The sequence below is a fragment of the Sphingobium sp. LB126 genome (assembly GCF_002795205.1).
GTDB lineage: Bacteria > Pseudomonadota > Alphaproteobacteria > Sphingomonadales > Sphingomonadaceae > Sphingobium > Sphingobium chungbukense.
The window spans coordinates 1,298,631-1,319,254 of record NZ_NETV01000001.1; the positions used below are offsets into that span (position 1 = coordinate 1,298,631).

General features: G+C 65.4%; 20 protein-coding genes. 10 read left to right on the forward strand and 10 right to left on the reverse strand.

Annotated elements, in window-relative coordinates:
* Positions 1-5 precede the first annotated feature (5 nt).
* Entirely contained in the window at positions 6-632 is a 627-nt protein-coding gene (locus CAF53_RS06345) for a chromosomal replication initiator DnaA (RefSeq protein ID WP_100238713.1), read from the reverse strand.
* Between the two features lie 20 nt (positions 633-652).
* Complete coding sequence (locus CAF53_RS06350; RefSeq protein ID WP_100238714.1) at positions 653-1,882, reverse strand: hypothetical protein; 1,230 nt, start codon at positions 1,880-1,882, stop codon at positions 653-655.
* A 220-nt stretch (positions 1,883-2,102) separates the two neighbouring features.
* Between CAF53_RS06350 and purM the strand changes: the two genes are divergently transcribed.
* From purM to nadB, 5 genes are read left to right on the forward strand one after another with little or no spacing between them, the layout of a single operon-like run.
* Complete coding sequence (gene purM, locus CAF53_RS06355; RefSeq protein WP_100237624.1) at positions 2,103-3,197, forward strand: phosphoribosylformylglycinamidine cyclo-ligase; 1,095 nt, start codon at positions 2,103-2,105, stop codon at positions 3,195-3,197.
* A gap of 4 nt (positions 3,198-3,201) precedes the next feature.
* Entirely contained in the window at positions 3,202-4,152 is a 951-nt protein-coding gene (purN, locus tag CAF53_RS06360) for a phosphoribosylglycinamide formyltransferase (RefSeq protein ID WP_100237625.1), read from the forward strand.
* 45 nt (positions 4,153-4,197) lie between these two features.
* A complete protein-coding gene (locus tag CAF53_RS06365; protein ID WP_100237626.1) occupies positions 4,198-5,130 on the forward strand; it encodes an ABC transporter ATP-binding protein in 933 nt (310 codons plus the stop codon).
* Entirely contained in the window at positions 5,127-5,570 is a 444-nt protein-coding gene (locus tag CAF53_RS06370; protein ID WP_046761872.1) for an endonuclease domain-containing protein, read from the forward strand. Before CAF53_RS06365 ends, CAF53_RS06370 begins: the two co-directional genes overlap by 4 nt.
* 9 nt (positions 5,571-5,579) lie before the next feature.
* Positions 5,580-7,184: an L-aspartate oxidase gene (gene nadB, locus CAF53_RS06375; RefSeq protein WP_100237627.1), complete on the forward strand. Its 1,605-nt coding sequence runs from the start codon at positions 5,580-5,582 to the stop codon at positions 7,182-7,184.
* 113 nt (positions 7,185-7,297) lie between these two features.
* Here the strand turns inward: nadB and CAF53_RS06380 are convergent, their stop codons facing one another.
* Positions 7,298-8,134, reverse strand: coding sequence for an alpha/beta hydrolase (locus CAF53_RS06380; protein WP_100238715.1), 837 nt, complete (start codon positions 8,132-8,134; stop codon positions 7,298-7,300).
* A 166-nt stretch (positions 8,135-8,300) separates the two neighbouring features.
* Here CAF53_RS06380 and CAF53_RS06385 point away from each other — a divergent pair, with 166 nt between their 5' ends.
* Positions 8,301-9,455 (forward strand): serine hydrolase, encoded by a 1,155-nt coding sequence (locus CAF53_RS06385; protein WP_046761873.1) that lies wholly within the window; start codon positions 8,301-8,303, stop codon positions 9,453-9,455.
* A 118-nt stretch (positions 9,456-9,573) separates the two neighbouring features.
* On the opposite strand, the gene metH is transcribed toward CAF53_RS06385, so the two are convergent.
* The 4 genes from metH to CAF53_RS06405 all read right to left on the reverse strand — a co-directional run bounded on the left by metH (position 9,574) and on the right by CAF53_RS06405 (position 15,234).
* Complete coding sequence (metH, locus tag CAF53_RS06390) at positions 9,574-12,174, reverse strand: methionine synthase (RefSeq protein WP_100237628.1); 2,601 nt, start codon at positions 12,172-12,174, stop codon at positions 9,574-9,576.
* 113 nt (positions 12,175-12,287) lie between these two features.
* Positions 12,288-13,334 (reverse strand): homocysteine S-methyltransferase family protein, encoded by a 1,047-nt coding sequence (locus tag CAF53_RS06395; protein WP_100237629.1) that lies wholly within the window; start codon positions 13,332-13,334, stop codon positions 12,288-12,290.
* On the reverse strand, positions 13,331-14,266 hold the full coding sequence (metF, locus tag CAF53_RS06400; RefSeq protein ID WP_100237630.1) for a methylenetetrahydrofolate reductase: 936 nt from the start codon (positions 14,264-14,266) through the stop codon (positions 13,331-13,333). Before metF ends, CAF53_RS06395 begins: the two co-directional genes overlap by 4 nt.
* A complete protein-coding gene (locus CAF53_RS06405; protein WP_046761877.1) occupies positions 14,263-15,234 on the reverse strand; it encodes a metalloregulator ArsR/SmtB family transcription factor in 972 nt (323 codons plus the stop codon). Before CAF53_RS06405 ends, metF begins: the two co-directional genes overlap by 4 nt.
* Positions 15,235-15,449: 215 nt before the next feature.
* Here CAF53_RS06405 and CAF53_RS06410 point away from each other — a divergent pair, with 215 nt between their 5' ends.
* Positions 15,450-15,677 carry a hypothetical protein gene (locus CAF53_RS06410; RefSeq protein ID WP_046761878.1) on the forward strand — a complete coding sequence of 76 codons (228 nt, stop codon included), beginning with the start codon at positions 15,450-15,452 and terminating at the stop codon, positions 15,675-15,677.
* A 142-nt stretch (positions 15,678-15,819) separates the two neighbouring features.
* Here CAF53_RS06410 and CAF53_RS06415 read toward each other — a convergent pair whose 3' ends face one another.
* The gene (locus CAF53_RS06415) at positions 15,820-16,236 is read right to left on the reverse strand and encodes a glycine zipper 2TM domain-containing protein (RefSeq protein WP_046761879.1); all 417 of its coding nucleotides are present in this window, start codon (positions 16,234-16,236) and stop codon (positions 15,820-15,822) included.
* Positions 16,237-16,460: 224 nt separating this feature from the next.
* On the opposite strand from CAF53_RS06415, the gene CAF53_RS06420 reads away from it, so the two are divergent.
* Positions 16,461-17,444, forward strand: a complete 984-nt coding sequence (locus CAF53_RS06420) for an esterase-like activity of phytase family protein (protein ID WP_100237631.1) — start codon at positions 16,461-16,463, stop codon at positions 17,442-17,444.
* 102 nt (positions 17,445-17,546) lie between these two features.
* Here CAF53_RS06420 and rpmB read toward each other — a convergent pair whose 3' ends face one another.
* A complete protein-coding gene (rpmB, locus tag CAF53_RS06425; protein WP_007687480.1) occupies positions 17,547-17,840 on the reverse strand; it encodes a 50S ribosomal protein L28 in 294 nt (97 codons plus the stop codon).
* Between the two features lie 148 nt (positions 17,841-17,988).
* Between rpmB and CAF53_RS06430 the strand changes: the two genes are divergently transcribed.
* Entirely contained in the window at positions 17,989-18,210 is a 222-nt protein-coding gene (locus CAF53_RS06430) for a hypothetical protein (RefSeq protein ID WP_046761881.1), read from the forward strand.
* A 39-nt stretch (positions 18,211-18,249) separates the two neighbouring features.
* Positions 18,250-18,708 (forward strand): nucleoside deaminase, encoded by a 459-nt coding sequence (locus CAF53_RS06435; protein WP_046761882.1) that lies wholly within the window; start codon positions 18,250-18,252, stop codon positions 18,706-18,708.
* A 20-nt stretch (positions 18,709-18,728) separates the two neighbouring features.
* Here the strand turns inward: CAF53_RS06435 and CAF53_RS06440 are convergent, their stop codons facing one another.
* Positions 18,729-20,606, reverse strand: a complete 1,878-nt coding sequence (locus tag CAF53_RS06440; protein ID WP_100237632.1) for a hypothetical protein — start codon at positions 20,604-20,606, stop codon at positions 18,729-18,731.
* Positions 20,607-20,624 lie beyond the last annotated feature (18 nt).

Below are 20,624 nucleotides of genomic sequence, written 5' to 3' on the forward strand. Positions count from 1 at the left end.
AAGGGTCAGTCGGGAAGTATAGGCAAAAATCCTGCGGCGTGCAGGGCCTCTTTCGCCATAGCGACGGAAATCTTACGTCCGGATGACAGCGCCGCCTCATCCAGCAGCCGCGTGACCGCGGCGATGGCGGCGTAGCTGCGTTCGATCCGGCGCAGCAGCCAGTCGGGCAGGTCGGCGGCATAGCTCGCCCCGGCCGAGGCCAGCGAACGTTCGATCAGGGCATGGGCCAGCGCCTCGTCCGGCTGCTCCAGCGCGACATGCGGCACGGCGGCCAAGCGGGATCGCAGGTCGGGCAAGGCCACCTGCCATTGCTGCGGCGGCGCGTCGCCGATCATCAGCAGGGGGCGCCGGGCCGTCTGCGCCTCGTTCCAGGCGTTGAACAGCGTCCGATCGTCCTGCGCCTGCGCATCGTCGATCACCGTGCCGCCGCTCATCGCGACGAAATGGCGGCCCAGCGTCGAACGCCCGGACAAGGGCGGCCCGCTCAGCACGCTGATCGCCAGCGGCCAGCTCTGCCAGTTTTCGAGATGGCGGACGGCGATGCGATTGGCGTCGCTGACCAGGAATTCATCACCCACGTCCTGGGCGCCCGCATGACCCGGTCGGTCGAACGGCAGGCTGATCTGTCTCATCGCGCCCTTCATCGCGCCTCTCATTGTGCGGCGCCTGCTCCCGTCGAAGCCTGCCTCCGGATGCGCAGCGTATTGCCCGAGGCCGCGACGCTGTAGCCCCGCGCCTGGAGCGCAGCCTTCAGCGTATCGATGGTGCCGTCGAAGCTGACCTGCATGACCGATGTGCCGCCGAGCGCCAGGCTGCTGGTCGCGGCCGACCGCACGCCGGGGATGGAACGCAATGCCGCCTCGCCCTGCGCCACCGACCCCACATCGGGCGTGTCGAACTGGATCGCGAAGCTGCCGGTCGCCGCGGCCGGCGCGGGAACATTCAGCTCCTCGACGGGCTGCTCCGACGCATTTTCGATCGCCAGCGCGTCCACATCCACCGGTTCCTCGATGATCAGCGACGGATCGGGCCGCAGCCGGCCGTCGTTCAGCGCTTGGGTGTAAAGCTGGTCGATCCGCTGCGCCGCCTGGTCCATCATCTGCGGAATCGCATTTTCGTTGGAGGCGCGCAGCGAGAAGCTGCCGATCAGGAAATTGTCCGGCCCATAACGCGCGGTGAAGGTGCCGGTGACAGGGCCGCCGGGATATTGGCGGTCGAGCCGGGCGATGGGGATCACCACATCGGCCGCGCCATATTGGTCGAGCAGAACGCGCCACCACAGCCGCCCGCGTCGCCCCGTCTGCCCCGCGTTCAGCAGGATGGGATCGGCGATCGACCCTGCCACGCGCACATAATCGATGGCGCTGTCGCCGGTGCGGAAACGCGCCCAGGCCTTCTGCCATTCGTTGATTCGCTCATAGGAAACGGCAGAACCACCGTCCCACATCACCGGAATCACCAGCAGCGGCGGGGAATGCACGACATTGCTGCCGGTGACGCCCAGCAACTGGCCGGTCCGCGCCCGGTCGAACATCACCCCCAGCGTCGCCACATAACGGTTCGGCCCGGCCTGCTCATATTCGATCTCGATGCCCGAGATCATGCCTTCGAGCTGCGAATCGGAAAGTCCGGGAGCCCCGGCGCCGCCATGGGTGCGCGCCCAGAGCATCTGCCAGGCCCGCCGCTGCGCCAGCCGCCAGCCCGCCTGGCGCGCGCTGGCCGCATCCTTGGCGAAGACGTCGACCTTGACGTGGCTCACCTGAAAATCGCCGCCGCTGGCGATCGGCGGCACGCCGCGTTCCCCCTCCATCTGCGCGAACAGGGCCGCGGCGGCGAGGCCGAGCGCGACGGCGCACAGGATCTGGAGTGGTCGCGACAGCATCCGCATCGGGATGCGAATCAGGTTCAGAGGCCGAAGGGAAAGGCCGCGAAGGACAAAGGGCAGGCTCACGCGCGTCCTTTTGGCGGGATTTGCCTGCCCTGCCAAGCGGCAACCCATTTCCCGTTCCGTTTTCCTCTCCTTTGTGCGTTATTGGGCTTGCCGCATTTTCCGAGCCGTCAGATGTTTCCATCCGACTTGAAAATGCTTAGGGGCGACGGCCATGAGCGAGAACGAATCCTACAGCTACGCCAAGGCTGGCGTCGACATCGCCGCAGGCAATGCGCTGGTCCGCGCCATCGCCCCGCTGGCCAAGGCCACCCGCCGCCCCGGCGCCGATGCGGAACTGGGCGGCTTTGGCGGCTTCTTCGACCTGAAGGCGGCGGGCTATGACGACCCGCTGCTGGTCGCGGCCAATGACGGCGTCGGCACCAAGCTGAAGCTCGCGATCGACCACAACGCCCATGACGGCGTGGGCATCGACCTGGTCGCCATGTGCGCCAACGACCTGATCGTCCAGGGCGCCGAGCCGCTGTTCTTCCTCGACTATTATGCCACCGGCAAGCTGGAGAGCGGCGTCGCCGAACGCGTGATCGCGGGGATCGCGGAAGGCTGCAAGCAGGCCGGTTGCGCGCTGATCGGCGGCGAAACGGCCGAAATGCCGGGCATGTACGGGCCGGGCGACTATGACCTGGCCGGTTTCTGCGTCGGCGCCGTGGAACGGTCCCAGGCGCTGACCGGCAACAGGGTGAAACCGGGCGACGTGCTGATCGGCCTCGCCTCCTCCGGCGTGCATTCGAACGGCTTCTCGCTGGTGCGCCGCCTGGCGGCCGACAAGGGCTGGAAGCTCGACCGCCCGGCGATCTTCGACAATGAAGTGCTGCTGATCGACGCGCTGATGGCGCCGACGCGCATTTACGTGAAATCGCTGCTGCCGCTGGTCCGGGCTGGCCGGATCAACGCCCTCGCCCATATCACCGGCGGCGGCCTGCTGGAGAATATCCCCCGCGTACTGCCCGACGGCTGCCATGCGGTGGTCGATGCCGACGGCTGGGAACAACCCCGGCTGATGGCCTTCCTGCAAGCGCAGGGCCATATCGAGCCGGAGGAAATGGCGCGCACCTTCAACTGCGGCGTCGGCATGGTGCTGGCGGTGGACGCGGATGCAGCCGCGGACGTCACCGCCGCGCTGGAAGCCGCGGGTGAAACCGTGGTCCGCGTCGGCATCGTCGAAGCGGGCGAAAAGGGCTGCACGGTCAAGGGTTCTCAGGAAACCTGGAGCGCCAGGGCCGACTGGACCGCCACGCATCTGGGGTGACCTCATGCAAAAAGCCAAGGTCGGCGTTCTGATTTCCGGGCGCGGCTCGAACATGGCGGCGTTGCTCTATGCCGCCAGGCATCCGTCCTGCCCCTATGAGATCGTGCTGGTCGCCGCCAACGATCCGGACGCCGCCGGGCTGACGCTCGCCGCTGCCGAGGGCGTCGCCACCTTCGGCCAGAACCACAAGGGCCTGAAGCGCGCCGAATTCGATGCGATCATCGATGCGCAGCTTCGCAAGGCGGGCGCCGAATATGTCGCGCTGGCCGGCTATATGCGCCTGCTCTCGCCGGAATTCGTGGCCGGATGGGAAGGCCGGATGCTCAACATCCATCCCAGCCTGCTGCCCAAATATAAGGGCCTCGACACCCATCAGAAGGCTCTGGACGCGGGCGACAGCCATGCAGGCTGCTCGGTCCATATCGTCACCGCCGAACTGGACGACGGCCCGGTGCTGGGCCAGACCGAAGTCGCGATCCTGCCCGGCGACACCGCCGACAGCCTGGCCGCGCGCATCCTGATCGCGGAGCATCAGCTCTATTCCCGCACCCTCGCCGACTTCGTCACCCGCGAGCGCCAGCCCGAATGGCTGCTGAACAAGGTGCGCGAACGCGCCCTCGCCTTGCCGCAGGTGGATGAGGTCACGTCCCACGGCATGCCCTGCTTCGGCATCGAGAAGGGCAAGAAATTCGCCTATTTCACGCAGGATCATCATGGCGACGGCATCATCGCCATCCTCGTCAAGACGACCGCGCCGGAAGAGCAGGCGATGCTGATCGAAAGCGATCCCGTCCGCTATTACCGCCCCGCCTATTTCGGCGACGGCTGGGTCGGCATCCGGCTCGACCTCGGCGACACCGACTGGGACCAGATCGGCGAACGGCTGCATCGCAGCTGGCGCGAGGTCGCCCCGCGCAAGCTCACCGCCCTGCTGGACGCCGCCGACGAATTTTAACGGCGCCCTTTCCTTTCCGATGGCACAACCCCACTATAGGCAGCCATGACCGACATGCCCCAAGCCGCTCCCGCCATCGAGATCACCAACCTCAGCAAGGTGTACAAGGGCGGCAAGCGCGCGCTCGACAATATCAATCTCACCATTCCGCGCGGGCAGATCTATGGCCTGCTCGGCCCCAATGGCGCGGGCAAGTCGACAACGATCAACATCCTTGCGGGCCTGGTCAACAAGACCAGCGGCACGGCGAAGATCTGGGGCTTCGACATCGACCAGAACCCCCGCAACGCCAAGAACAGCATCGGCATCGTGCCGCAGGAGATCGTGTTCGATCCCTTCTTCACCCCGTTCGAGACGCTGGAGAATCAGGCGGGCTATTATGGCGTGCCGAAAGAACGCCGCCGCTCGATGGAATTGTTGCGCGCCGTGCATCTGGAGGACAAGGCCGATGCCTATGCCCGGACGCTGTCGGGCGGCATGAAACGCCGGCTGCTGGTCGCGAAGGCGATGGTGCACAGCCCGCCGATCCTGGTGCTGGACGAACCGACCGCGGGCGTCGACGTCCAGCTCCGCCAGCAGCTCTGGGCCTATGTCCGCGAACTCAACCGGCAGGGCGTCACCATCGTCCTGACCACCCATTATCTCGAAGAAGCCGAGGAGCTGTGCGACCGCATCGCCATCATCAACCATGGCAAGGTCATCACCGACAAGACGACCCGCGAACTGATCGCCATGGCGCAGGAAAAGGTGGTGCAGGTGACGGTCGACCGCGACATCGTGACGCCACCTGCCGACCCCAGCTTCGAGAAGATCGAACTGTCGGACGAACGCACGCTGACCATCACCTATATGAAGAACCGCGCCAATGCGGGGCAGGTGCTGAGCGCCGTGCAGGCGAGCGGCCTTTCCATCGTCGATGTGGTGACGCGCGATCCGGATCTGGAGGATGTGTTCCTGAATTTGACTGCCGCGGCGTGAGGGAGGGGGATGCTTCTCCCCCTCCCGCAAGCGGGAGGGGGCCGGGGGGTGGGCTTGCGCGACCTTTCAAAAGTAGAAACACCGCCCGCGCCAAATCCCTGAGAAACGACTCCTCCCCGCCCGAACGCCTCCTCTGGCAGCACCTCCGCAACCGCCAGCTCGACGGTCGCAAATTCAGCCGCCAAATCCCGGTCGGTCCTTATTTTTGCGACTTCCTCTGTCGCGAGGCGAAGCTCATCATCGAACTGGACGGCTCCACCCACGACAACGGCGCCGATTATGACGCCCGCCGCGATGCCTATTGCCGCACCCAAGGCTATAGCATCTTGCGCTTCACCAATGCAGATGTGCTAACCAATCTCGAAGGCGTGCTGTCGCATATCCAGACGACGCTCGCGCAAGCCCACCCCCAACCCCTCCCGCCTGCGGGAGGGGAGTAAGAAGACCCTATGCCCATCACCACCTATGACGTCGTCATCATCGGTTCCGGCGCGGCGGGGCTGACAGCCGCCATCAACCTTGCGCAGGACCGCAAGGTCGTGGTTCTGGCCAAGGGCGCGCTCGACGGCGGATCGACCAACTGGGCGCAGGGCGGCATTGCCGCCGTACTCGATGCCGGTGACAGTTTCGAGGCACATATCGAGGACACGATGGTCGCGGGCGCGGGCCTGAACGACCGCAGCACCGTCGAATTCGTGGTCTCCGAAGCCCCCGCCGCGATCGAACGGCTGGCGGAACTGGGTGTGCCCTTCAATGGGGGCGAGGAGTTCGGCGAACGCTGGCACCTCACCCGTGAAGGCGGCCACAGTCACCGCCGCATCGTCCATGTCGACGACGCCACCGGCCATGCGGTGCAGGTCGCGCTGCTGAAGGCAGCGCGCGCCAATCCGAACATCACGCTGCTGGAGGATATGGTCGCGCTCGACCTCATCACCAGCCGCCATGGCGAGAAATATTCGGGCGATGGCCATGTCTGGGGCATCTACGCCTTCAACAAGCGGACCGATCATGTCGACGCCATATTGGGCCGCGCGACCATCCTGTGCACCGGCGGCGCGGGCCGCACCTATCTCTTCTCGACCGCGCCCAGGGGAGCGACCGGCGACGGCATCGCCATGGCCTGGCGCGCGGGCTGCCGCGTCTCCAACATGGAGATGAACCAGTTCCACCCGACCTGCCTCTACAATCTGGAGGTCAAGAATTTCCTGATCACCGAAGCCGTGCGCGGCGAAGGCGGGCATCTGAAACTCCCCCCCGGCGTTCCCGGCGGCGGCGAGCGCTTCATGCCCCGCTTCGACGAGCGCGCCGAACTCGCCCCCCGCGACATCGTCGCCCGCGCCATCGACCATGAGATCAAGCGGCTCGGCCTCGACTATGTCCATCTCGACATCAGCCACAAGCCGCCGGAATTCGTGCGCACCCATTTCCCGACCATCTATGCGCGGCTGCTCGACCTCGACATCGACATCACGAAGGAGCCGATCCCGGTCGTCCCGGCGCAGCATTATACCTGCGGCGGCGTGGTGATCGACCTCGATGGCCGCACCGACCTGCCCGGCCTCTATGCGGCGGGCGAAGTCACCGAAAGCGGCCTGCACGGCGCCAACCGGCTCGCCTCCAACTCGCTGCTCGAATGCTTCGTCTTCGGGGAGGCCGCCGCCCGCCATATCCGCGCCCATTGGGACGAGCTGCCCGCGCCCCCGCTAATCCGTCCCTGGGACGAAAGCCGCGTCACCAATTCCGACGAAGAGGTCATCGTCCAGCACAACTGGAAGGAAATCCGCCGCTTCATGTGGGACTATGTCGGCATCGTCCGCACCACCAAGCGGCTGGAGCGCGCCCAGCATCGCATCGACCTGCTGGCCAAGGAAGTGGACGAATATTACGGCCATTTCCGCGTGACGCCCGACCTGATCGAGCTGCGCAACCTGCTGGAGGTCGCGCGCCTCGTCGTCCGCTCCGCCCTGCACCGCAAGGAAAGCCGCGGCCTGCACTATACGCTCGACTATCCCGACATGCTGCCGCAGGCCATCGACACGGTACTGGCGCCATGAAGGAAAAAAGTGGCGCAGCGGCCCATCGCGCTGCGCCATCAGTCGAGGAGTGACGCGGAGGTCGGCGTCGAACTCCTTCTAGACCAGCCATGGCGTGCCGCCTTTGATCGGCGTCAAAAGCCTTTCAGAAAATCGCCCAGCACCGCGTTGAAGCGCGCGGGCTGGTCCGCCATGACGACATGGCCGCTGGGACCGATCGGCACCAGCCGGACATCACGCTTGGCCGCATAGGCGGTGCGGAAGGTGCGGCCGATCTCGCCCGCCTGCGCCCTATCGCTGCCCACGGCATAGACCACCTCCATGGGTGCGGCCAGCCGCGCCAGTTGCGGCCCCAGATCGACATTGGCGAGATCGCGCAGCGCATTGGCGATGACGTCGGGATCGCTCCCCCTCGCGCCCGGCATGTCCGCCAGCATCTGCGCCAGATAGGCGCGTCCCGCCTTGGTGCCGGTGAGATATTGCCCCAGTTGATCGGCCAGGAAACCCATGCCCTGCGCCGTGCCGCCGACCATCGCCGCGCCTTCGGGCAGCATGTCGACCACCATCAGCCTTCCCGACAGCCCCTTCAAACCCAGCATCATCGCCAGCGTACCGCCCATGCTGTGGCCGACGATCGCAGGCCGATCCAGCCCAGCCGCCGCGATATAGCGGGCGATCTCGTCCGCCACCGGCTGGACCAGCGGCCCGCTGGCGTTGGCGTCCGCGGCGAGGCCCGCAAAGCCCCGCACATGGACCAGATGCCAGCGATAACCGGAAAGCGCGCCGACCACCCCGTTCCACAGTCCCGGCCCGCTCGCCAGCCCGGCGATCAGCACGACGTCGCGCCCCGCTCCCCGCGTGGTCACCGCGATCCGGCGCGAGGCGAAGGGCGCCGCCCAGGCCTTTGGTGCCAGCACGCCACCCGCCAGCAAGGCGGCGGCGGCGCGCATCAGGGTCCGTCTGTTCATCACTTGCTGCATCCACACCCTCTTGCAGCCCGCCGCCTGAACCTCAACTGAGTTAAGGCATCCCTCGTTCAGCCTCCTTACATCGCATTTGTGGAATCGTTCGTCGCATGATTCTTGTCACCCGATGCACGCGCAAAGCCTAATAGGAGAGGAGAGTGCGGGGATTTTGATGACCATGTTGAAGGGAGGGCGCGGCAAGCGCCCAAATGGCGGCGGCAATAGCGGCTCGGCTCGTCTTGTCCTGTTGATGGCGGCGCTGTCGGCTTGCGTCAGCGCGCCGCAGCAACCTTATGCGGCCGTCCAGCGACCGCAACCTACAACGTCGACCTATCCGATCAAGCCGGTCGCCAATCCGCCCAAACCCTTCCAGGCCCTCGACGTCGACCAGCGGGAGGCACCTCCGCCCGCACTGGTCAGCGTCGTGCGCAACCTCGGCCAAAGCTTCAACGGCAAGGTCGGCATCGCCGTTCGCCGCATCGGCAGCGACTGGACGGTCGCCTGGAACGGCAATCTGCTCTTCCCGCAACAGAGCGTGTCGAAACTCTGGGTGTCGATGGCCTTCCTCGACGCGGTCGACCGGGGCAAGATCCGCCTCAGCGACAGCACCACCATCACGAAGAAGGACCTGACCCTCTTCCACCAGCCCACCGCCGCGCTGGTGGGCAATTCGGGCTGGACCACCACCTATTCCGACCTGATGCGCCGCGCCATGACGCAGAGCGACAATACCGCCAACGACACGTTGCTGCGCGCCGTCGGCGGGCCGGACGCCGTGCGCGGCTATCTCGCCCGCCGCTATATCAGGGACATACGCTTCGGCCCCGGCGAGCGGCTGCTGCAATCGACGACGGCGGGCCTGGAATGGCGGCAGGATTATTCGATCGGCCGCAATTTCTACGCCGCCCGCGCCAAGCTGCCCATGGCGGCGCGGCAGAAGGCGCTGGACAATTATCTCGCCAGCCCACCGGACGGGGCGGCGCCCTCCTCGATCGTGCAGGCGCTGGCGAAGCTCAAGCAGAACGACATGCTGTCGCCCGCTTCCTCGCAACTGCTGATGTCGATCATGAGCGAGGCGAAAACCGGGCCGCAGCGGATCAAGGGCGGCGTGCCGGCGGGCTGGCATTATCTGCACAAGACCGGCACGGGCCAGGAACTGGGGGCGCGTTCGACCGGGTTCAACGATATCGGCATCATGACCGCGCCCGACGGCACCAGCTATGCGGTCGCGGTGATGATCGGCAGCACGACCGAACCGATCCCGACGCGCTGGCAACTGATGCAGGCGGTGGCGAAGGCGGTCGCGGCCAACCACGAGGCGCGGTGAATAGCTAACCACCGTGCTCCTGCGCAGGCAGGAGCCCAGTCCTAACGTTGCCATGACAATCAAACGACAGAACTGGGTTCCTGCCTCCGCAGGAACACGCTGTTCATAAGGTCGGGCGTTAGTCCAAATTCGGCCGCAGCCAGCGCTCCGCCGTTTCCAGGTCGACGCCGCGCCGCTTGGCATAATCCTCCAACTGGTCGCGGCCCACGCGCGCCACGCCGAAATATTCCGCCTGCGGGTGCCCGAAATAGAAGCCGCTGACCGCCGCCGTCGGCAGCATCGCAAAGCTCTCCGTCAGCGTGATTCCGGTCGCATGATGCGCGTCCAGCATGTCGAACAGCAGCGGCTTCAAACTATGCTCCGGACAGGCCGGATAGCCGGGCGCCGGGCGGATGCCGCGATATTGCTCCCTGATCAGCGCTTCATTGGTAAGCTGCTCGCCCTCCGCATAGCCCCAGAGCGCCGTCCGCACATAATGGTGCAAGCGCTCGGCAAAGGCCTCCGCCAGACGGTCCGCCAACGCCTTCAGCAATATGTCCGAATAATCGTCGATGGCATTTTTGAACCGCGCCAGATGCGGCTCGATGCCGTGGATCGACACCGCGAAGCCGCCCATCCAGTCGCCGTCATGGCTGATGAAGTCGGCGAGGCACATATTGGCCCTGCCCTCCCGCTTGGCGATCTGCTGGCGCAGCATCGGCAGGGTGACATGCTTCTCATCCTCGACATGGACGATGATGTCGTCGCCCTCGCGGCGGCAGGGCCACAGGCCTGCCACGCCCCGCGCCGTCAGCCATTTCTCGTTGATGATGCGGTCGAGCATCGCCTGTGCGTCGTTGAACAGGCTGGTCGCGCTCTCGCCCACCACCTCGTCTTCGAGAATCGCCGGATAATTACCCGCCAGTTCCCAGGCGCGGAAGAAGGGCGTCCAGTCGATATAGTTGCGCAGGTCCTTCAAGTCCCAGTCCGGGAAGCGATGGACGCCGGGCAGGCGCGGCTTGCCGGGCTTCAGGCTCTCATCGATCTCGAAGCCATTGGCCCGCGCATCCTCGATCGGCACCAGCGCGCTCTGCCCCTTATTGGCGCGGGCGACGCGGACATGCTCATAATCGTCCTTGGTCTTCTGGACGAAGTCGGTCTTCTGCGTCTCCGACACCAGCGCGGTCGCCACGCCGACCGCGCGGCTGGCGTCCAGCACATGCACCACCGGCCCCTCGAAGGCCGGATCGATGCGCAGCGCGGTATGCACCTTCGACGTGGTCGCACCACCGATCAGCAGCGGCATGGTCATTTTGGCGCGCTGCATTTCGGCGGCGACCGTCACCATCTCGTCCAGCGAGGGGGTGATGAGGCCCGACAGCCCGATCATGTCGGCGTCATGATCGTTCGCGGCCTTGATGATGTCCTGCCAGGGCACCATCACGCCCATGTCGACCACTTCGAAGCCGTTGCACTGGAGCACTACGCCGACGATATTCTTGCCGATGTCATGGACGTCGCCCTTGACGGTCGCCATGATGATCTTGCCCTTGCCCTTGGCGCCCGGTTCCTTCGCCGCCTCGATGAAGGGCAGCAGATGCGCCACCGCCTTCTTCATGACGCGGGCGGATTTCACCACCTGCGGCAGGAACATCTTGCCCGCGCCGAACAGGTCGCCCACGACATTCATGCCGTCCATCAGCGGGCCTTCGATCACCTGAATAGGCTTTTCGGCGGCGAGGCGGGCTTCCTCCGTATCCTCGACCACATACATGTCGATGCCCTTGACCAGCGCATGCTCCAGCCGCTTGGCGACCGGCCAGCCGCGCCATTCCTGCGCTGCCTTTTCGGACGCCGCGTCCTTGCCCTTGTAGCTTTCGGCCAGCGCGACGAGGCGATCCCCGGCTTCGGGATCGCTGTTCAGCAGCACATCCTCGCACGCCTTGCGCAGCGCCGGATCTATGGCGTCGTAGACGTCGAGCTGCCCCGCATTGACGATCGCCATGTCCAGCCCCGCCGGAATGGCGTGGTAGAGGAAGACCGAATGCATCGCCCGCCGCACCGGCTCATTGCCGCGGAAGGAGAAGGAGAAGTTCGACAGGCCGCCCGAAATATGGACATGCGGGCAACGCTTCTTGATCTCGCGACACGCCTCGATGAAATCGACGCCGTAATTGTTATGCTCCTCGATCCCCGTCGCCACGGCGAAGATATTGGGGTCGAAGATGATGTCCTCGGGCGGAAAGCCGATGGTCATCAGCAGCTTGTAGGCCCGCTCGCAAATCTCGACCTTGCGCGCCTGGGTATCCGCCTGCCCCGTCTCGTCGAAAGCCATGACGACCACCGCCGCGCCATAGGCCATGCAGAGCTTCGCATGATGCAGGAAGGCTTCCTCGCCCTCCTTCATGCTGATCGAATTCACGACCGGCTTGCCGCTGACGCACTTCAACCCCGCCTCGATCACTTCCCATTTGGAGCTGTCGATCATCACCGGCACGCGGCTGATATCCGGCTCGGAGGTCATGAGCTTGAGGAAGGTCGTCATCGCCTCCACGGCGTCGAGCAGCCCTTCGTCCATGTTGACGTCGACGATCTGCGCGCCGTTCTCCACCTGATCGCGGGCGATGTCGATGGCCGCGGCATAGTCGCCCGCCATGATCAGCTTCTTGAACTTGGCCGAACCGGTGACGTTGGTGCGCTCACCGATATTGACGAAAGTGGCGGTCGATTGCTGGGTCATGTCATTCTCTTCCCCCCTCCCGCAAGCGGGAGGGGCCGGGGGTGGGCTTTCTTGGGATGGCGCCTGGACCGGCCCACCCCTAACCCCTCCCGCCTGCGGGAGGGGGAACAATCTTACGCCGCGATATGCATCGGTTCGAGGCCCGCGAGCCGCGTCACCACCGGCAATTCCGGCACGACACGCGGCTTCTGCCCCGCCAACGCCTTCGCCACCGCACCGATATGCGCGAGCGTCGTGCCGCAGCAGCCGCCGACCATATTGACCAAGCCTTCATCCACCCACTGGCGGATCAGGCTCGCCGTCGTTTCCGGCAGCTCATCATATTGCCCCAACTCATTGGGCAGCCCCGCATTGGGATAGGCCAGGATCAGCGTATCGGCATTCTTCGCCAGTTCGGAAAGATAAGGCCGCAGCAAATCCGCCCCAAAGGCACAGTTCACCCCGATGGTGAGCGGCTTCAAATGCCGAAGCGAATACCAGAAGGCGTTGATCGTATGCCCCGACAGGTTCCGCCCGGACATATCGGTGATGGTGAAGCTCAGCATCAGCGGTACAGGCCGCCCCGCCGCCGCCTCGGCCTCCCGCGCCGCCATGCCCGCCGCCTTGGCGTTCAGCGTATCAAAGCAGGTCTCGACCAGCAGGAAATCCACCCCACCCTCGATCAGTGCATCGCACTGCTCGCGATAGTCGGCCTTCAGCGTATCATAATCGACCTCGCGATAGGCCGGATCGTTCACATCCGGCGAGATCGACAGCGTCTTGTTCGTCGGCCCGATCGACCCCGCCACGAAACGCGGCCGCCCATCCTTCGCCGTCGCGGCCTCGCACGCCTTGCGGGCGATCCGGGCAGCGGCGATGTTGATCTCCCGCACCAGATGCTCGCAGCCATAATCGGCCATGGCGATCTTGGTCGACGAGAAGGTGTTGGTCTCGATCATGTCCGCCCCGGCGTCGAGATAGGCGGTGTGGATGCCCTCGACGATGTCCGGCCGGGTCAGGCAGAGCAGGTCGTTATTGCCCTTCTGATCCTTCGCCAGATCGAGCGACCCTCGATAATCCGCCTCGCTCAGCCCATGTTTCTGGATCGACGTGCCGTAGCCGCCGTCGAAGATCATGATCTTCTCCGCCGCAACGGCGCGGAAGCGTTCCTCAGCGGTCATGCCGTCTTCTCCAATGTCGCCGGCCGCAGCCCGAGCAGATGGCAGATCGCATAGCTCAGTTCCGCCCGGTTGAGCGTATAGAAATGAAAGTCGCGCACGCCGCCCGCATAGAGCTTGCGGCACAATTCCGCCGCCAGCGTCGCGGACACGAGCTGCCGCGCAGCGGCGTGATCGTCCAACCCCTCGAACAGCTTGCCCATCCATCCGGGCACATCGGTGTTGCACATGGCCGACATGCGCTGGACCGCCGCGAAATTGCTGACCGGCATGATGCCGGGGATGATCTCCGCATCGATCCCCGCCGCCGCCACCGTGTCGCGAAAGCGGAAGAAGGTGTCCGGCTCGAAGAAGAATTGCGTGATCGCTCGGCTGGCGCCCGCATCCAGCTTGCGCTTGAGATTATCAATGTCGCTCTGCGCGCTCAAAGCATCCGGATGGGTTTCGGGATAGGCCGCGACAGAAATCTCGAACGGATGCCGCTTCACCAAGCCCTCGACCAGCTCCGCCGCGCCCTTATAGCCCTCAGGATGCGGCTCGAACTTCGAGCCCGCTTCCGGCGGGTCGCCCCTCAGCGCCACGATATGCCGCACCCCCGCTTCCCAATAGGCGTCCACGACTTCGTCAATCTCGGCCTTGCTCGCCGCCACGCAGGTGAGGTGCGCCGCCGCCGACAGGGGCGTTTCCTTCGCGATCCGCGCCACCGTATTGTGCGTCCGCTCCCGCGTCGAACCGCCCGCGCCATAAGTCACCGAAACGAATTTGGGCGCCAGCGGCGTCAGCGTCTGGATCGCGGACCAGAGCTGCTCCTCCATCTTCTCCGTCTTGGGCGGGAAGAATTCGAAGCTGACGTTAACGTCGCCCGCCAGATCGGCATAGAGCGGCGCTTGCCAAGCCTGCGAGGCCTCTTCGACGGAGGGGAAGCTCAAGGTCATGCGGAAAGTCGTCCTTCATGTCGCAGGACACGCGCGCCCCGGCGCCGCCCCAACCATAATTGCACCGTCAGTTCCTGGCCGGGCAGTACCTCCACCCGCTCCAGTTCCAGGCCCGCCTCCGCGAACCAGCCTTCGATCTGCTCGTCGGAAAAGCCCAGCCGCGCATGCTGGTCGCGCAGCCGCAGTTCTTCCCGTTCATGCGCCGCGAAATCCGCGATCAGCACGCGGCCGCCCGCCGCCGTCACCCGCGCCGCCTCGCCGATCACCGCCTCGGGCGCCTGCGCATAGTGCAATACCTGATGCAGCACCACCGTATCGACGCTGCCCGATTCCACCGGCAAGGCGCCGAAATCGCCCAGCACCAGCGCATATTTGTCACCCGCATCATGCGGCAGCTTGGCCCGCGCCAGCCGTAGCATATCGGGGCTGCGGTCCAGCGCCGTCACCTGATCCGCCGCAGGGCCGAACAATTCGATCATCCGTCCGGTGCCGGTGCCGATGTCGAGCAGATGCCCGATCGGCTCCGCCCCCAGCAGCGCCTTCATCGCGCTTTCCACATCCCCTTCGGGCACATGAAGCGACCGGATCGCGTCCCACAATTCGGCATGTTCGGCAAAATAGCTTTCCGCCGCCTGTGCCCGATCGGCACGTACCGCCGCCAGCCGGGCCAGATCCGCCTTTTGCCACAGATCCTCATTCTCGGAAGGGACAAGCTGGTCGAAAAGCGCCCAGAAAGGCACGATCTCCGTCTTTTTGCCCAACCGGAGGAAAACCCAATTGCCTTCCTTGCGCCGCTCAACCAGACCGGCTTCGGCCAGGATGCGGACATGGCGCGACACGCGCGGCTGGCTTTGCCCGACGACCTGCGCGATCTCGCCCACGGCCAGTTCCATGGCGCGCAACAAATGGATGATGCGCAGCCGCGTCGGGTCGCCCAATGCCCGGAAAATGTCGAGTGCCGCGCTCATGAAATGATCATATAAAGAAATCTTTATATACGTCAATCACCGTTGGGCACGGACCCGTCCGACCCTCTTCAGCCCCAAATCACGGGCTTAACGCATGATTGGGATTGCCATGAGTCGCCGGATTCATTACGAATCGCGGCGCAGACGCAATGGGGGGTGAACTTTTCTCCGAGAGTGGTCTGCACCGTTTTTATTCTCAGAGAGGGGTTTAGCCCATGACCAAGTCGATTGCTCTTTCGCTCGTTCTCGCTGCCTCGCTGGGCCTGGCCGCTTGCTCGGGTCACGCCGACAACGCCGCCAACGCTGCTGCGAACGCCGCCGACAACGCTTCGAATGCTGCCGACAACGCCATGAACGCCGCGATGAACGCCGCCGACAACGCCGGCAACGCTGCTGCGAACGCGACCAACGCTGCCGCGAACGCCGCTTCGAACGCGATGTAATTCCCTCCTCGGGGAATGTCTGAATGGGGCCGCGCCGGTAACGGGGCGGCCCTTTTCGTTGGGCGAAGGCCCTTCGATGAAAATGAAAAGGGCCGCCCCACCGGGGCAGCCCTCATGCTTTCATCCCGTCAACGTCGACGGATCAGCAATCCCGGTCGATCGCCCGGCCCGCCAGCGCGCCTACACCCGCGCCGATGATGGCGCCCGTGGTGCCGTCGCCGCGACGGCCATAACGGCCACTGCCCTTGCCGACTTCGTTACCGAGCAGACCGCCGGCGATCGCCCCGATGATGGTGCCGCCCGTGCCGTTGTCCCGGCAGCGATAGCCGCCACGATAACCCCGGTAACCGCGATAATAGCCATCGTCACGATAATAGCCGCCACCGCGGTAATAGCCGTCGCGATAGCCGCGATAGCCGCGGTCGCCACGATAATAATCGCCACGTTCATAATGGCGGCCCCAACCGTCGCGCGCCATGGCAGGCGTCGCGGTGACGGCGAGCGAGGCAGCGCCCATGGCAAGCGCCGCTCCCATATTGATCAGAAACTTGGTCTTCATGGCGTTGCTCCTCATTTGCCATCGATCTTCGGCGGCCCTTCCCCAAAAGGCGGACTCACCATCGATTGAAGCCCTTTTGCCCGATTCGCGTTGAGCCGAGCCTGAATGGCGATGACAGCGATCGTTCAGCTTGACCGGGGCCCATCATCGCCCCTTTCGGTCCGGAAAGCCAGCGGGACGAAAAGGCGCGCAACCGGTCCGATATTGCACTATGGCCAGCAGCGATGCGTCGAATCCTGATCGTCCTGCTGCTTGCGATCCTGCTCCTGCCCGCGCCGAACAAGAACAAGCCGGAACTGTTCGGTCCCGGCCCGCTGCTGGTGACGGCGCGCGCCCTGCCGCTCAGCTCGACCGATCCGGCGCTGCGCAGGATCGGCCGCCTCACCTATCTGGACGGCTGGCAGCTCCGCAGCCCCCATCATGGCTTTGGCGGCATATCCTCGCTGCTGGCCGAACCGGACGGGCAGATATTGGCGCTCAGCGATTCCGGTACGCTGATGGGCTTCCATATCGGCCCCGGCGCGCCCGCCCGCCACCCCTTCATCGCGCCGCTGCCGGTCCGCCCGCGGGATCGCGACAAGCCCTGGTGGGCCTGGGATTCGGAAAGCCTGACCCATGACCCCGCGACGGACCGCTATTGGGTGGGATTCGAACTGCAACAGATGATCTGCCGCTATGCGCCGGGCTTCGCGCGGGTGGAGGCCTGTCGCACCTGGCCGGAGATAGAAGCCTGGCCGGAAACCGGCTCCATCGAATCGCTCGCCCGGTTGCCCGATGGACGTTTCCTGGCGATCGCGGAAATGGGCATGACCGCCGACGGCAGCCACGACACGCTGCTCTTCGCCGGCGATCCGGCCGAGGGCGGCACAGCCGCCCCCCTGCATCTGCGCTACGTACCGCCGCGCGGCTATCGCCCGACCGATGCGGTGGCGCTGGATGCCCGGCGCCTGCTCGTGCTGAACCGGCGGCTGACCGTGCAGGACCTGTTCACGGCAACGCTGGCGATCGTCGAGCTGCCGGAAAACCCTCGCCCCGGCGACCGGCTGAAGGCCCGAACCCTGGCGCGCCTGGCGCCCCCCTTGCTGGCGGATAATTTCGAGGGGCTGGCCGTCACCCGCGAAGGCGATCGCCGGATCGTCTGGATCGCATCTGACGACAATCACGAATTTTTCCAGCGCAACCTGCTGCTGAAGTTCGCGCTGGACTGACGGGAATGGCCTTGTCGTAAACCCGAAGCCCTCATATCGCAGGCAACGCAAAAAAGCGGCCCGTCACCGGACCGCTTCTTCAAGCGAACGAATCGAAAGCGATCAGGCCGCGACGGCGGCCTTCTTCTTCGCGATGTCGCGCTTCAGGCGGCGCGCCTTCAGCGACAGCTTGTCGTCGCTGGTCTTCAGCAGCCAGTTGTCCAGGCCGCCATTATGCTCGACCGAACGCAGACCATGGGTCGACACGCGCAGCTTCACGGTCGTTTCCAGCGCTTCGGAGATCAGCGACACATTCTGCAGGTTGGGCAGGAACACACGCTTGGTCTTGTTATTGGCGTGGGAAACATTGTGACCCACCTGGCGGCCCTTGCCGGTCAGCTCGCAAATGCGCGACATAGTCAATCAACCTTGTAATTCGGGTTCGTTCGGAAAGCGGCGCCGATAACGGGATTCCCGACGCACGTCAACCCGCACAGAGCCTTTCGGGGCCGCAACCCTTTCCGACTCATGCGCGTTGACGCCCCATAACGTAGAGGAGGCCGAAATGCGATTCATTGGTGGCTTGTTGCTGATCGTGCTGCTGGTGCTGGCCGGCGGCATCGCCACCGGCTTCATCGACCTGCAAAAGACGCGGGAAGGAAGCCTGCCGCACGTCGCGGTCCAGGGCGGCTCCCTGCCCAAATATGAAGCCAATGTGGCGAAGGTCGAAGTCGGCAAGCGCAAGGAAACGGTCGAAGTGCCGACGGTCGATGTGAAGAAGCCCTGATTCTTTCCTTCCCCGCGTTCGATCCTGTATGGGCGGGGCATGGCCACGCCCTTCCCCTTGCCCGATCCCATGCGCCGCGCGCTGGATCTTGCCCGCGCCGCCGAACAGGCGGGCGAAGTGCCGATCGGCGCCGTCGTGACGCTGGACGGCCGGATCATCGGCGAGGGTGAAAATCGCAACCGCCGGGACAATGATCCCACCGCCCATGCCGAGATGGTCGCCATCCGGGCGGCGGCCGCGCATCTCAAGGACTTCCGCCTGACGGGCTGCGACCTCTGGGTGACGCTGGAACCCTGCCCGATGTGTGCGGGCGCCCTTTCCCACGCGCGGATCGCCCGGCTCTATTATGCCGCCGCCGATCCCAAGGGCGGAGCGATCGAACAGGGACCACGCCTCTTCACCCAGCCGCAATGCCTGCACCGGCCCGAAGTCTATGGCGGCATCGCCGAGACCGAGGCTTCGGCATTGCTGCGCGATTTTTTCCTGGCCCGGCGCTGAGGTGGCGAAAACGGCCTCCGCTATCGCGGCGCGCCGTAATCGATGCGGTAGAGGGTATAGGGCAGGGTGATGCCCGTCTTGAGCGCCACGGGCTCCAACCAGTCCGGCACCTCACCCCGCATCAGCCCCGCATAAAAGCCCTTGGGACTGCGCGCCTGATAGATGGTGCCCTCCGGGAAGCCCGGGCAGACCAGCAAATAGGTCGCATGATGCCTGGCGGCGATCGGGCGGAAGGCCGCCGCCGGACCGTCATAGGCATGGTGCATGTCGAGGATCACTGCCCCGTTGCGATGATAGGGGCCCGCTACCGCGCTGTGATGCGTCACCGCGATCAGGCGCGGGCCAAGGTCGACCATGGTGAAGATGGTGGCGGCGGGCAACTGGTCCAGCACCTGCAAGGACGGCAGGGTGCGGCAACGGCCATTGGCCTTGTCGATCGCCTTCCGGCGCGCCTGCACCGCCGGCTTTTGCGGCTTGGTCTGCGCGCCGGTCGCCGTGGTCCACAGCAGGTTGATCTGCGGATAGAGCGGCGTTGCGAAGGCGACCGCCGCCAGCAACAGCATCCCGACCAGCGCCAGCCCGCGCACCAGCGGCCGCCCCGTGCCAAGCGCACAGAGCAGCCGATAGGCCGCCCAGGCGGCAGGCGGGATCGCCAGCAATTGCGCCGCCGGACCCGCACGGAGCTGCCAGAAGAGCAGCGCTGTCGAAAACAGCATCATCAGGCCGACCGTGGCCCAGGCCCAGAGCCGGTCGGTATCGCGCCGGGAATCCCACAGGGCCCAGATCAGGCCGATCAGGCCCGCCGCCGGGATCGCCATCAACGGCACGATCAGGCTCCAGGGCTGCACCGTGATCGGCTTGGCCTCCCGGATATTGGCCAGCCAGAGCCGCTCAAGCTCGGGCGAGATCTGATAGGCGCCGGTCAGGCATTGCGGCCAGTTCAGCCAGGCGAAGACCGCCACCGCCGCCCCGACGACGATCCCCGCCCCCAGCCGCGCCGGCCAGCTTCGGAGCGGCAGCAGCGCCAGCAACGCCATCCCCGCCGAGGCGGCGGCGAAGATCGCGACCCAGATGGGCGAGATCGCGTCGCACACCATCTCCCGGTTGGCATGGCTGGCGAACAGCAGGAAGGAGAGCGACGTCGCTCCGGCCAGGCTGAGCGCATAGGGCAGCATCCGCCGCGCCGCGCCCTCCTTGAACACCCAGCGCAGCGCGATCAGCGCGCCCCCGGCCGCCAGATAGACGATCATCTCCATGCCGATGGCGATGGAGAGGGCGCTGCTCACCCCCGCAACGATGCCACCGCGCAGCCAGTTGCGGTCGATCAGCCCCGCCAGCATCAGCACGGTGAAGGCGAGTTGCCAGCCATGATGGTCGATCCGCATCGGCATGAACATGCCGATGCCCATCTGCGCGGCGAAGGGCGCGAGCGCCGCCAGGAACCAGCTGTTCCCCCCGGCCAGCCGCCGCGCGATGAAGCCCAGCCCCAGCATCAGCGGCAACAGCGGCAGCATCGGCGCGATGCCGCAGGCCAGCCGGTCGGCCAGTCCCTGATCGACGAAGGCGCGGAAGAACAGCATCAACCCCGCGATCGGCAGGTCGACCAGCCGCGACCAGTGGATGTTGAACCCGGCGGGCGGATCGAGCCGATATTGCCGCAGATCGTACCAGCCCTGCCCCGCCAGCCAGTCCTTCACCTGCACATAGCGGATATTGTCGTCGGTATCGCTGAGCGTCAGCCAATGAATCTGCGGCCAGCGCATCGCGATCAGCCAGGCCATGGCGAAAATCCACAGCAGGACCGTCAGCCATTTCCAGTGCCGCTCGGCATAAAGGGAAAATCCTGCCGCCATGGACAGGATACGGGCGCGCAGGCCAGGCCAGCTTTGCAAGTTCATGGGCGGTGGATTAGAGGC

Bases quoted from the DNA above. Each gene is read 5' to 3' on its own strand.
- CAF53_RS06415 (WP_046761879.1), bottom strand. From the start codon at position 16,236: ATGAAGACCAAGTTTCTGATCAATATGGGAGCGGCGCTTGCCATGGGC.
- CAF53_RS06430 (WP_046761881.1), top strand. From the start codon at position 17,989: ATGCGATTCATTGGTGGCTTGTTGCTGATCGTGCTGCTGGTGCTGGCC.
- metH (WP_100237628.1), bottom strand. From the start codon at position 12,174: ATGACCCAGCAATCGACCGCCACTTTCGTCAATATCGGTGAGCGCACC.
- CAF53_RS06420 (WP_100237631.1), top strand. From the start codon at position 16,461: ATGCGTCGAATCCTGATCGTCCTGCTGCTTGCGATCCTGCTCCTGCCC.
- CAF53_RS06440 (WP_100237632.1), bottom strand. From the start codon at position 20,606: ATGAACTTGCAAAGCTGGCCTGGCCTGCGCGCCCGTATCCTGTCCATG.
- CAF53_RS06365 (WP_100237626.1), top strand. From the start codon at position 4,198: ATGACCGACATGCCCCAAGCCGCTCCCGCCATCGAGATCACCAACCTC.
- purN (WP_100237625.1), top strand. From the start codon at position 3,202: ATGCAAAAAGCCAAGGTCGGCGTTCTGATTTCCGGGCGCGGCTCGAAC.
- purM (WP_100237624.1), top strand. From the start codon at position 2,103: ATGAGCGAGAACGAATCCTACAGCTACGCCAAGGCTGGCGTCGACATC.
- CAF53_RS06345 (WP_100238713.1), bottom strand. From the start codon at position 632: ATGAGACAGATCAGCCTGCCGTTCGACCGACCGGGTCATGCGGGCGCC.
- CAF53_RS06395 (WP_100237629.1), bottom strand. From the start codon at position 13,334: ATGACCGCTGAGGAACGCTTCCGCGCCGTTGCGGCGGAGAAGATCATG.
- rpmB (WP_007687480.1), bottom strand. From the start codon at position 17,840: ATGTCGCGCATTTGCGAGCTGACCGGCAAGGGCCGCCAGGTGGGTCAC.
- CAF53_RS06385 (WP_046761873.1), top strand. From the start codon at position 8,301: ATGACCATGTTGAAGGGAGGGCGCGGCAAGCGCCCAAATGGCGGCGGC.
- nadB (WP_100237627.1), top strand. From the start codon at position 5,580: ATGCCCATCACCACCTATGACGTCGTCATCATCGGTTCCGGCGCGGCG.
- CAF53_RS06410 (WP_046761878.1), top strand. From the start codon at position 15,450: ATGACCAAGTCGATTGCTCTTTCGCTCGTTCTCGCTGCCTCGCTGGGC.
- metF (WP_100237630.1), bottom strand. From the start codon at position 14,266: ATGACCTTGAGCTTCCCCTCCGTCGAAGAGGCCTCGCAGGCTTGGCAA.
- CAF53_RS06350 (WP_100238714.1), bottom strand. From the start codon at position 1,882: ATGCTGTCGCGACCACTCCAGATCCTGTGCGCCGTCGCGCTCGGCCTC.
- CAF53_RS06405 (WP_046761877.1), bottom strand. From the start codon at position 15,234: ATGAGCGCGGCACTCGACATTTTCCGGGCATTGGGCGACCCGACGCGG.
- CAF53_RS06435 (WP_046761882.1), top strand. From the start codon at position 18,250: ATGGCCACGCCCTTCCCCTTGCCCGATCCCATGCGCCGCGCGCTGGAT.